Below are 549 nucleotides of genomic sequence, written 5' to 3' on the forward strand. Positions count from 1 at the left end.
CGCATGATCCTGGACCGCAACGGCCTCTACGACGTCAGGGTCGAACCCGTCGCGGGACAGCTGACCGACCACTACGACCCCTCGGCCAAGGTCGTCAGGCTCTCTGAGGGCAACTTCGCCAAAAGCTCCATCGCTGCGGTGAGCGTGGCGGCGCACGAGTGCGGGCACGCCATCCAGGACGCCAGGGGATACCTGCCGATGAAGTTCAGGAGCGGGATGTTTCCAGTGGTTAGCTTCAGCAGCCAGATCTGGCCTCTGGCGTTCTTTGCGGCGATCATCATGGGGGTAGGAACGGCGCTGGGATCGCTGCTCGTACAGGTAGCGGTGATACTCTTCCTGGCAGTTTTGGCCTTCCATGTGGTGACGCTGCCGGTGGAGATAAACGCGTCGAGGCGGGCCTACGGGCTCTTGAAGAGCTATGGGATACTCTCCGGCCAGGAGGTTTCTGGGACGCGGCGGGTTTTGACGGCGGCGGCGTTCACCTACATAGCGGCGGCGCTGACGGCGCTTTTGACCTTCCTGTATCTGCTCTTCGTCAGCAGGCAGTAG

1 protein-coding gene is annotated in these 549 nt (G+C 62.3%); it reads left to right on the plus strand.

Annotated features, from left to right (window positions below):
- A partial coding sequence (locus tag AC6EKW_RS15040; protein ID WP_273889499.1) for a zinc metallopeptidase occupies positions 1-549 on the plus strand: 549 nt, incomplete at its 5' end.

This window comes from Rubrobacter sp. M3-4 (genome assembly GCF_059772285.1).